The organism is Streptomyces tateyamensis, assembly GCF_003205575.1.
In the GTDB taxonomy this organism is placed as follows: domain Bacteria; phylum Actinomycetota; class Actinomycetes; order Streptomycetales; family Streptomycetaceae; genus Kitasatospora; species Kitasatospora tateyamensis.
The window spans coordinates 89,110-99,806 of the sequence record NZ_PYBW01000012.1 but is presented as its reverse complement, the minus strand read 5'-3'; the positions used below and the strand labels follow the sequence as shown (position 1 = coordinate 99,806).

General features: G+C 72.9%; 8 protein-coding genes, 1 tRNA gene and 1 pseudogene. 6 read left to right on the top strand and 4 right to left on the bottom strand.

Annotated features, from left to right (window positions below):
* Positions 1 to 154: 154 nt before the first annotated feature.
* A complete protein-coding gene (locus C7C46_RS03895; RefSeq protein WP_110665690.1) occupies positions 155 to 637 on the top strand; it encodes a hypothetical protein in 483 nt (160 codons plus the stop codon).
* Here the strand turns inward: C7C46_RS03895 and C7C46_RS03890 are convergent.
* Positions 619 to 703, bottom strand: a tRNA-Leu gene (locus C7C46_RS03890). The genes C7C46_RS03895 and C7C46_RS03890 overlap by 19 nt on opposite strands.
* Positions 704 to 944: 241 nt before the next feature.
* On the opposite strand from C7C46_RS03890, the gene C7C46_RS03885 reads away from it, so the two are divergent.
* The 3 genes from C7C46_RS03885 (at position 945) to C7C46_RS03875 (ending at position 3,910) form a co-directional block, all read left to right on the top strand.
* Entirely contained in the window at positions 945 to 2,270 is a 1,326-nt protein-coding gene (locus C7C46_RS03885) for a M20/M25/M40 family metallo-hydrolase (RefSeq protein WP_110665688.1), read from the top strand.
* Positions 2,271 to 2,582: 312 nt separating this feature from the next.
* Positions 2,583 to 2,777 carry a chaplin gene (locus C7C46_RS03880; protein ID WP_110665713.1) on the top strand — a complete coding sequence of 65 codons (195 nt, stop codon included), beginning with the start codon at positions 2,583 to 2,585 and terminating at the stop codon, positions 2,775 to 2,777.
* Between the two features lie 230 nt (positions 2,778 to 3,007).
* Positions 3,008 to 3,910 carry a chaplin gene (locus C7C46_RS03875; RefSeq protein WP_110665686.1) on the top strand — a complete coding sequence of 301 codons (903 nt, stop codon included), beginning with the start codon at positions 3,008 to 3,010 and terminating at the stop codon, positions 3,908 to 3,910.
* A gap of 46 nt (positions 3,911 to 3,956) precedes the next feature.
* Here C7C46_RS03875 and C7C46_RS03870 read toward each other — a convergent pair whose 3' ends face one another.
* Positions 3,957 to 4,151 (bottom strand): DUF5703 family protein, encoded by a 195-nt coding sequence (locus C7C46_RS03870; RefSeq protein ID WP_220040551.1) that lies wholly within the window; start codon positions 4,149 to 4,151, stop codon positions 3,957 to 3,959.
* A 411-nt stretch (positions 4,152 to 4,562) separates the two neighbouring features.
* On the opposite strand from C7C46_RS03870, the pseudogene C7C46_RS36230 reads away from it, so the two are divergent.
* Both C7C46_RS36230 and C7C46_RS36225 read left to right on the top strand, forming a co-directional pair.
* Positions 4,563 to 5,054: pseudogene (locus C7C46_RS36230) on the top strand (hypothetical protein); the annotation flags it as partial.
* A 376-nt stretch (positions 5,055 to 5,430) separates the two neighbouring features.
* On the top strand, positions 5,431 to 6,855 hold the full coding sequence (locus C7C46_RS36225) for an alpha/beta hydrolase family protein (RefSeq protein WP_245984111.1): 1,425 nt from the start codon (positions 5,431 to 5,433) through the stop codon (positions 6,853 to 6,855).
* Between the two features lie 6 nt (positions 6,856 to 6,861).
* Here the strand turns inward: C7C46_RS36225 and C7C46_RS37200 are convergent, their stop codons facing one another.
* Both C7C46_RS37200 and C7C46_RS03855 read right to left on the bottom strand, forming a co-directional pair.
* A complete protein-coding gene (locus tag C7C46_RS37200; protein WP_110665682.1) occupies positions 6,862 to 9,162 on the bottom strand; it encodes a CRISPR-associated endonuclease Cas3'' in 2,301 nt (766 codons plus the stop codon).
* Between the two features lie 152 nt (positions 9,163 to 9,314).
* The gene (locus C7C46_RS03855) at positions 9,315 to 10,640 is read right to left on the bottom strand and encodes a lipase family protein (RefSeq protein ID WP_110665680.1); all 1,326 of its coding nucleotides are present in this window, start codon (positions 10,638 to 10,640) and stop codon (positions 9,315 to 9,317) included.
* Positions 10,641 to 10,697: the final 57 nt, after the last annotated feature.

Here is a 10,697-nt window from a genome sequence, read left to right as displayed (position 1 = left end):
TGATCTGCCGCTGTAGTACTGGTCCCACGATGAGGCGTACTACCGCTGCCGCTTCCCCGCCGAATACGCCCTTGCCAACCGCATCCAGCACCCCCGCAACGTCTACCTGCGCGAGAAGGACTTCCTCGGCCCGCTCGACCACTGGCTCGCCAAGATGTTCGCCCCGCACCGCCTCGACGACACCATCGACCTCCTCGCTGCCGCCCCCGACATTGCCCCCGCCTCCGACCACACCCTGCGCGCCGAGCACGCCCGCGAAACGATCACCGACTGCGATGCGAAACTCGCCACCCATCGAGCCGCCCTCGAAGCCGGCGCCGATCCCGCCCTCGTCACGCAGTGGATGACCCAGACCCAGGCCACCCGCACCCGCGCCGAAGCGGAACTCCGCACAGCCCAGCTCGCTCGCTCCACCCAGCTGACCCGCGACGACATCGCCGCCCTCGCCCGCGCCAACAGCGACCTGGTTGCCCTCCTGGCCGACGCCGAACCCGCCGACCGGGCCGCGCTGTACCAGCAGCTCGGGCTGATCCTGACCTACGATTCCGGAAAGCAAAAAGTGCTGGTTGAGATGAATCTCAACCAGCACTTTCCCGAAAGCCGTCGGCTCACGGTCGGTGTCCGAGGGGGGACTTGAACCCCCACGCCCGATAAAGGGCACTAGCACCTCAAGCTAGCGCGTCTGCCATTCCGCCACCCGGACTAGGTGGTGTCTGCTGGGCCGGTGCGCCGGGGCGCGGGGTCCTGCTGACATGGGTAACTGTAGCAAAGAGTGGCGCGGTGGCCCAAAAGCTTTGGGGTCTGGGGGTGGCCGGGGGGTGGACGGCTGGGATCGGGGAGGTTGTGGGGTGAATTCCTTGGGGTCGGGCCGCCGCTGGGGGAGGATGGCGGGACGGTGACCGGGCGCGACGGGGCGGCCGGTGGGTGGCGGACGAGGAGTGCGTGTGAGCGAGTCCAAGGCGCAGGCGGGCGTGACGGGGGAGTCGGAGGTCGCCGAGATCTGCCGTGACCTGATCCGGATCGACACCAGCAACTACGGAGACAACTCCGGACCGGGTGAGCGCAAGGCGGCCGAGTACGTGGCCGAGCAGCTCGCCGAGTTCGGGCTGGAGCCGACGATCATCGAGTCCGCCAAGGGGCGGGCCTCCACCGTGGTGCGGATCGAGGGCGAGGACCGGTCGCGGCCCGGGCTGCTGATCCACGGGCACACCGACGTGGTGCCCGCCAATGCCGAGGACTGGACGCACCACCCGTTCTCCGGCGAGATCGCGGACGGCTGCGTCTGGGGCCGTGGCGCGGTGGACATGAAGGACATGGACGCGATGACGCTGGCCGTGGTCCGTGACCGGCTGCGCACCGGCCGCAAGCCCCCGCGCGACCTGGTGCTGGCCTTCCTGGCCGACGAGGAGGCCGGCGGCAGCTACGGTGCACGGTTCCTGGTGGACAAGCACCCGGGCCTGTTCGAGGGCGTCAGCGAGGCGATCGGGGAGGTCGGCGGGTTCTCCTTCACGGTCAACGACAAGGCCCGGCTGTACCTGGTGGAGACCGCCGAGAAGGGCATGCACTGGATGCGCCTGACGGTCGAGGGCCGGGCCGGGCACGGGTCCATGGAGAATGACGACAACGCGATCACGGAGCTGTGCGAGGCGGTCGCCCGGCTGGGCCGGCACCGGTTCCCGCTGCGGATCACCAAGACCGTCGAGGCCTTCCTGAACGAGCTCTCGGACGCGTTGGGGGTCCGGCTCGACCCCAACGACATGGACGAGACGATGCGGGTGCTGGGCGGCATCGCCAAGATGATCGGCACCACGCTGCGCAACACCGCCCAGCCGACCATGCTGGGAGCCGGCTACAAGGTCAACGTGATCCCGGGGCAGGCCACCGCGCACGTGGACGGGCGTTTTCTGCCCGGCTACGAGGAGGAGTTCCTGGCCGAGCTGGACCAGGTGCTCGGCCCCCGGGTGAAGCGGGAGAGCCTGCACACCGACCGGGCGATCGAGACCGACTTCGACGGCCCGCTGGTGGCGGCGATGCAGAGCGCGCTGCAGGCCGAGGACCCGATCGCCCGCGCCGTGCCGTACTGCCTGTCCGGCGGGACGGATGCCAAGTCCTTCAGCACGCTGGGGATCCGCTGCTTCGGCTTCGCGCCGCTGCAGCTGCCGCCCGAGCTCGACTTCGCCGGCATGTTCCACGGGGTGGACGAGCGGGTGCCGGTGGACGGCCTGAAGTTCGGCGTGCGGGTGCTGGACCGGTTCATCGACGCCTGCTGACGGGACGCCGGGCTGACGGGCCGGTGGACGACGGGCCGGTGGACGACGGGCCGCCGGACTGACGGGCCGCCGGACCGACAGGCCGGTTGGCGGATTGCCGGGTAGCGGGATTGTCCTTCGATCATTCGAGAATTCGAGCAGTCGAGCGACTGATCACCTCAGGGGGTGAATGTGAAAAGCAGCCCGTTCCCCCATTCGGCAGAGCCTCGTTCACTCCTGTGGCGGCACGGTCGACCGTGCCGCTCGGATCATCAGGAGGAAATAGTGAACGTCAAGAAGATCGCTGCTGTCGCTGCCACCGCCGGTGGGCTGATGCTGGCCGGCGCCGGGGTTGCCGCCGCGCACGGCGGTGCGGGTGCCGAGGGCGCGGCCTTCGGCTCGCCCGGTGTGGCGTCCGGCAACCTCATCCAGGTGCCGGTGCACGTTCCGGTCAACGTCTGCGGCAACACGGTCAGCGTGATCGGCCTGCTGAACCCGGCGTTCGGCAACGCGTGCGTGAACGACTGACGCGGTAGCCGCGCGAGCGCGCAGCAGCGAACGCGCATCAGCGCGCACGCGCATCAAGAGGGGCGCCCCTGAGGTGGGGGCGCCCCTCTTTCGTCTGCAGCGCCGTTCTGAAACCACCCAATCGAGTGAGGAGCAGCCGGTTGGCTCAACCTTTTCGGGCGGTGGTCGTTGTGCAGTGGGCGGGAAAAGCGTTCGTCGGAAATTCCGACCATCACATGTGAGGGGTACCTATGCGACAGGTTGCCAGAAAAGGCATTCTCACCGCAGTCGCCACCGGCAGCGTGCTGGCCTCCACGGCCGGCTACGCGTACGCCACCGCCGACGCGGAGGGAGCGGCGGCCAACTCGCCCGGTGTCGCCTCGGGCAACGCGGTCTCGGTGCCGGTGGAGGCGCCGGTCAACGTGTGTGGCAACACGGTGGACGTGGTCGGGCTGCTGAACCCGGCCTACGGCAACCAGTGCGCGAACCACTCGACGCACGGCGGCGGCCACGGCGGCGGGAGCAGCACCGGCGGTGACAACGGAGGCAGCAACGGGGGCAGTAACGGCCCGACCTCCGGCGGCGACAACGGCGGCAGCAACAGCCCGACCGGCGGCTCCACTGACGGCTCCACCGGTGGGTCCATGGGCGGCCCGGCCGGCGGCTCGACGGGTGGGGGCGGGGGTGGCGGCCCGCAGGGCGGGAGCAACGGCCCGACCGCCGGCAGCTCCGCCTCCGGCGTCAGCCAGGGCTCGCCCGGCGTGGCCTCCGGCAACAACGGCCAGGCGCCGGTGGAGGTGCCGCTCAACGCCTGCGGCAACTCGGTGGACGTGATCGGCCTGCTCAACCCGGTGATGGGCAACGACTGCGCCCAGCACGGCCCGGCCGCCACTCCGCCGCCCGGCGCCGACTCGCCGACCTGCCCGCCCGAGCAGCAGACGCCGCCGACCACCGAGGTCAAGGGCGAGAGCGGTACCCGCGCCCCTGCCCAGCCGGTGGCCCAGGCACCCGCCGCGCCGGTGGTGGCCCAGGCCCCGCAGACCCGGCTGGCCTCCACCGGCATCGACGGGCTCGGCATCGTGGCCCCGGCCGGCCTGGCGCTGCTGATCGGTGGCGGGGTGCTCTACCGCCGCGGTCGCCGCACGGCTGCCTGAGCCGACCGAGTCGGTCACCTGGCCGCCCCACCACTGGGCCGGCCGCTCAGCTGGTGCGGACCTGCCGGATGATCCGGCGACGCAGCAGCACGGTACGGCTGCCGTCCGGGTAGAGCCGGAGCCTGTCCAGCTCCCAGTGCCCGTACTCGGCGTGCTCGGTGAGCAGTTGGCGGGCCGCGTTGCGCGACGTGCCGCGCGGCATGCGCAGCGACTGGTACTCGTACTCGGGCTGCCGGACCAGCTTCGGTGGGGTCAAGTTCGCCTCCTCGGCGACGGGCGGACGAGCGGGCCCCGCACCCGGGGGTGCGTTGCCTGCGGCAAGCGTACGACCTGCCGCTGACGGTGGCGCCGGCCCGGACCGAACTCGTTCGGATCCTGGCCGGTTGCGGTTCACGCCCCGTCCAGCTCCTGTTCGGAGCTGGACGGGAGCCGATCGCGAACCCGCCGCCGGGGCGCTGCCCGTCCAGGCGACAAGCCCGCTGATGCATGATCAATTCCCAGTTCGACACCGCTTTTCGGACGGATTTCTACCCGCTGCGACGCACGCGAAAAGCACACGGTTCGGACATCACGGGTCAAGTTGCCGTGGTTTTGGAAACTCGACGGGTAACCCCTGTGCACCTCGGGCCCGGGTACGGATAGCGTCTGTCCCATGTCTGATGCCGCGCAGCTCACCCGCACCGAGGTACGCGAAGCCGCCGAGGCGGTCAAGGCCGCCATCGACCGCCATCTGGAGGCGGTGTCCGCTACCTCCCAAGCCGACGACCCCGCGGTCTTCGCGGCGTACGAGGAGCTGGCCGCGGCGGCCATCCACTACGACCAGCTGCTCTACGAGGTCTATGACGAGGTCACCCCGTTCGAGGTCCCCGGCGACAGCGGCCCGGGCAAGTACCGGGGTCCGCAGGAGCCCGAGGCGATCAGTGTGCTGATCCGCCGCGACTACCGGATCGCCGACCCGCGCCGGCTGCGCGCCCAGGCCGAGCGGCTGGAGGACTCGCTCGGCCCGGTGCCGGGGGCTCAGGAGGGGGTCCGGGCCGCCGTCGGAGTGGTGTTCGGCGAGTACGAGCCGGACGAGATCGCCGCTCGGGCCGAGGAGTTCGGCCTGGAGGAGGCGGACTCGACGCTCTGGGTCACCGCCACCGACGGCAGCACCTCCGCCCGCAGGCTGACCGACGGCACCGCCGGCGACCTCGCCCCGAAGTGGGCGCCGGACTCGGCCTGTCTCTTCTTCACCTCCGACCGCGAGGAGCAGGGCTCCGCCCAACTCCAGCGGATCCGGCTGGAGGGCAGCGAGGATCTCGCGAACGGAGCGGACCTCGCCAAGGCCGAGGCCCTGACCAGTTGGCGCGGCGGCATCTGCGACCACTGGCCGCTCCTCGACGGCCGCACCGTGGCCCTGCTGGCCGCGGACGAACCCACCGCCGAGGACCCAACGCCGGGAAGCCGAGCGCGACGACGCCAAGGTCTGGGGCCGGCACCTTCCCGTCACCCGGCTGCGCCTGCTGGACCTGGAGACCGGCGTGCTCCGCACCGTGGACGGCCTCGGCGACCGACAGGTGGTCGAGCTGACCCAGCGTCCGGACGGCGGGCCGCTGGCGGTGCTGAGCTGGTCCACGCCGGAGCTCGACCCCGGGGTCGGGACGGCGGAACTGCACCTGGTCGACCCGGGCTCGGCAAGCATCCACCACCTGGGTCCGGTCGGCTGGGAGGCGCATTCCCCCGCCTGGTGGAACGACGGCGCTGACTGGCATCTGGCCCACCTGGCCGTGACCCCCGGGCACTTGGTCGGCGGCCTCGCCGTGCTCGACACCGTCCCACCGGCGACCGGCCCCGCCGTCGAACACCGCAACCTCACCGTCGGCATGTCCGTCTGCCCGGCCGAACTGGTGCAGGTCGCGCAGGGCCCCCCGCTCGCGCTGTTCGCCGACGGGCTGGACACCGCGCTGTACCGGCTCCACCCGCAGTCGCGGCGGTTCCAGCAGGTGTCCTGCACCCCCGGCCTGCTCGCCGGGCTCACCGCGAGTCGCACCGGGGAGACCGTCGCCCTGCTGGCGAGCACGGCGTACGAGCCGAAGAACGTCCACGCGGGACCCACCGGCGGACCACTGGTCCGGCTCAGCGACACCGCGCCGGAACTGCGCGGGATCCGCTGGGGCGTCCAGCAGCGCCTCGGCTACCAGGCTTTTGACGGACTCCAGTTGGACGGACTGCTGATCCTGCCGGCCGGCCGGACGCGGGAGGAGGGCCCGTTTCCGCTCGTCACCCTGGTCCACGGCGGCCCCTACTTCCGCCACGCCGACGAGTTCACCCTCAATGCGGTCGACTGCGGCCAGTGGCTGGCGACCGCCGGCTACGCGGTCTTTCTGGCCAACCCTCGAGGCGGCTCGGGGCACGGCCACGAGTTCGCCGCCATGGCCGCGGGCGCGGTCGGCGGCGACGAGTGGACCGACATCCTCGGCGGAATCGACCTGCTGGTGGCCCGGGGAGTCGCCGATCCCGCGCGGCTGGGAATCTCCGGCTGGAGCCACGGGGGCTTCATGGCGGCCTGGGCGGTAGCCCGGTCGGACAGGTTCAAAGCCGCCGTCATGGGCGCGGGCATCAGCGACTGGGGCATGCAGGCCGGGACCGGCGACTGGGGGATCCTCGACGCGACGCTCGGCGGCAGCACCGGCTGGGAGGGCCCGGGACCACACGTCCACGACCGGAACAGTCCGATCTCCTACGCCGGCGGGATCCGCACCCCGGTGCTGATCCTGCACGGCGAACAGGACACCAACGTTCCGCTCGGCCAGGCGCTCCACTTCCACCGTGCCCTGCGCCACTTCGGGGTCGAGCACGAGTTCGTCGTCTATCCCCGCGAGGGCCACGGGCTCGACGAGCGCGCCCACCAGCTCGACGCCCTGCGGCGGATCCGCGCCTGGTTCGGCCGCCTGCTCACGGCCTGAGTGCGCTCACCCGCCCGCGCTGGGCAGCGGACCGTCGTGCCGGGCGCTGGCGCGCCAGTCGGCCACCCGCACCAGGGTCTCCAGGAAGGCGAGCCGGAACGGGCCGAGCTCCGGGTGGTCGCGCAGGGTGCGGGCCCGCTCGGTCCAGGGGGCCGGGAAGTCCGAGGTGTCCAACTGCTGGGCGGGGAACCGCTCGCCGCTGGAGAGCTCGACCGGCGGAGTGCGGTCGCCGTCGGCCACGCCGAGCAGCAGCCCGGGAGCCTCGCCCGGGCGCGGGCGGACGGTGATCCGCACGTGGCCGTGGTGCGCGGCGGCCAGGTAGGTGACCAGCGGGTCGTGGCCGCCCTGCCACAGCAGCAGGGCGCTGACCAGTTCGTGCCGCAGGTGGGGGCGCGGCGAGAGGTACGGCGGCAGCGGCTCGGCGCCGTTCTTCGACTTGGCCAGCAGGCCGTCCGGCGGGTCGGTCCGGCCGGCCCGCAGCTTGTCCTGGAAGGCGTCGTGACACTTGCCCAGGTCGTGGTACCGGGCGGCCCGGGCCACGGCCTCGTGCTGCTCGGACGGGAGGGCGGGCAGCGCCGCGAGCAGCAGCCGCGCCTCCTGCTCGGTCTCCTGGAGGTGCTGGTCCAGACTCACCCAGGCGGTGCAGGCGTAGGCCGGTCGCTGGGGCGGGGCGGGCTCGGGTACCACGGGAGTCCGGCTCAGCGGGGTCCAGCCCAGGGTCGGCAGGTAGCCGCCGTGCCGGGCGTCCAGCACCAGGCGGGCGCCGGGGGCGAGTTCGGCGGGGAGCGCGGGCCGCCAGCGGGCGTCGAGCGGGTCGCGCAGCCAGGCCCGGCCGGCCGGCAGCTCGGCCAGCTCGCCCAGTGGGACGGCGCAGAGTTCGGCGCTCGACGGGTCGGGTTCGTCCTCGGCGGGCCGGCCGTCCGCCCAACTGCGCCAGGCGACCAGGGCGGTCAGCTGGGCGGGGGCGGCCAGCCAGCGGTCAGCGGTGCCGACGGAGGTGCCGACGGTGGCGGTGGCGTCGCCGGGGGTGCCCAGGTCAGCACTTCCCTGGTCAGCGGTGCTCTGGTCAGCACTGCTCTGGTCAGCGGTGTCGAACAGGGCGCGCAGCTCGTCCGGGGTGGGCGGGGCGGTCGGAGCCAGGGCCGGCTCCGGCGCACCGGGCTCGGCCGCCAGCAGCTCGGCCGGGGTGACGGAGCGTCCGTCCCGGGCCGTCAGCCAGCGCTCGACGGACGGGTCACCGCCCTCCGGGGGCGTGCACCAGAGCAGCTCGCCGCCCTCGGGGTGCTCGCCGTACCGGTTGCACCGCCCGGCCCGCTGCACGAGCGAGGCCCAGGGGGCGAGTTCGGTGACCAGGGTGCGGCTGGACAGGTCGAGCGCCGCCTCCACCACGGGGGTCGCCACGAGGACCAGGTCAAGATCGTGCTCGGCAGTGGCGGCGGCGAGCAGCCGGCGGCGGTCGGCCTCGCGGTAGTGCGGGTGCAGCAGCAGCGCCTCGGTCCCGGCGGCGGCGAGCGCGGCGTGCACGGCCCGGGCCCGGGCGAGCGTGTTGAGCACCACCAGGGTGCGGGTACCGGGGAGGTGGGCGGCGGCGACGGCCTCGGCGAGGGCGCCTTCGTACCGCTCGGGCGCGGGGTGCAGTCGGGTGAGCCGCCGGCGGGTGGCGAGTCCGCCTGCGCCGACCCGCTCCGGGCCCAGCTCGGCCGCGCTGCTGGTCGAGGTCATCCACATGGTCGCGGTCGGTGCCGCGGTCCCCCACCGGTCCCGCAGTTCCTGCAGGCGCCGGGTGGTCGGCAGGGCCGGCCCGAGCAGCTCCAGTTCGTCGAAGACCCACTGGGCGTCGTTGTGCAGCAGTCCGTAGGAGACGGGCGCCATCGGGCGCCAGTCGGCGTGACCGCGCATCAGCGCCCGGCTGAGCAGCACGTCGTGGGTACCCACCAGGATCGCGGTCCGCTCGGGATTGCGCCGCCAGCCCCCGTCCTGCGCCGCCCCGCCCGCGAGCAGGTGCAGCCCGACCTCGCCGCCGGAAAGGCCCAGCCGGTCGAGCCACTCGCCGATCCGCTCGAAGGCCTGGTCGGCAACGCTCTCCCGGGGAAGTGCCAGGACGAGCCGCCGCGGCGTGCCGGCGGGCGCGGCCACCAGCCGACGGTACAGCCAGGGCAGCACCGCAGCCGCCGTCTTCCCCCCGCCGGTGGGCACCCGCAGCAGTGCGGGCAGGCCCTCGGCAGCCAGCTGAGCCTGGTAGGGGCGGGGGGTGTGGCCGGTCGCGGTCCGCATGAAGGTCACGAAGGTCTCGAGCTCGGCTGTCATCCCGTCAACCTATCGAAGCACGGGGACGGCAGACAGGGCCGAGGCCCCGCCGCGTGGGGGCGGCGGGGCCTCGGCCCGTGGCAGGTGATGGGCGCTCAGGTGGTGGCGGTCAGGTCATGGGCGCCCGGATGATGGCGGTCAGGTCGTGGAGGTCAGGAGTGGACCTGCTCCGGGGTCAGCGAGTTGCCTGCCGGGATGCTGCCGCAGTCCGAGGGGGCGGTCCGGCCGGCGAACCGGTCGTTCAGCCAGCCCATCGCCTGCGGCGCCCAGGGCACCGGTACGCCGACGTGGCTGAGCAGGTCGTACTGCTGGTACTTGATCGCCCCGTTGCCGGTCGCGCAGTACTGCCGGGCCAGCGCCCGCACGTCGCCCGCGACCATCACGCCGTCGCCGGTGCCGATGCCGGCCGGGTTGTTGAAGGTGCCCTCCCAGAAGCCGCCGTTGCCCTGCGCGATGTAGCCGGGCACGGTCGGGGTGGCCGCGGTGCCCAGGTTGACCCGGTTCACCGCCGCGACGAAGGGCGGCACCGAGTCCGGGTCCGCGTACTGCGGCTTGGCCATCTTCTGCCAGGTCAGGCCGGGGTACTGGCCCAGCGCGTTGACGATCGAGCCGTTCTGCAGCTTCTGGAAGACCTGCATCCCGTAGTCGCTCAGGTACGGCGTCAGGTCCAGCCCGTACGAGCGGGCCACTCCGATCAGCGCCAGCGGGGTGACGCCGTTCCAGACCAGCGCGCCGTCCACGTACTTCAGGTTGTGCGCCGGGTCGACCAGCAGGCCGCCTTCCGCGAAGCCGACCAGCCGGCTGTTGACCTCGGGCGCGTAGGCGGGGGCCAGCGCGGCGGCCCAGTCGGTGGCGATGGCGCCGCCCGAGTAGCCCATCAGGCCGACCCGGGTGGCGGCGTTCAGCCGGGTGGCCTCGGAGTGGGTGGCGGCCCGGATCGAGTCCAGCGTGTTGGTCCCGTACTCCGGGCCGGCCCCGAAGTCGGCGCGCTGGCCCTCGGTGTCCGGGATCACCACGTCGTAACCCTGGAGCAGCAGCGGCGCCAGGAAGATCGCCTCTGCGTTGGCGATCACCCCGCCCAGCGTCAGGTCGCCGGCGATCGCCCGGGACGGGCTGTCGGCGGGGTTGAGCGAGTCGTAGAAGGACTGGTAGGAGACCGCCTTGCTGCCGTCACCGCCGAGGCCCCGGACCACGGTGGTCACGTTGGCGGACGGGCGGCCCTGGGCATCGGTGCTGCGGTAGAGCAGCTGGACGGCGGTCACCGGGGTCGCGATGCCCACCACGTGGTACGACAGCTGACGGGTCTTCAGCACGGTCCCCGGCGCGTAGGAGGCCAGCGGGGTGCTGCCGTCGTACTGGTAGAACGCGTCGCCGGTGGCGGAGGCGGTGCTCGCGACGGCCGTCGCCACCGGGGCGGCGGTGGCGGCGACCACGGCGGCGACGGCGGTGGCCAGGAGTCTCGCGGCGTTTCTGGGCATGGGTCCCCGATTCACAGGTCGGTCCGCCGGGTGGGGCGGCTGAGCGGGCGTCAGGTG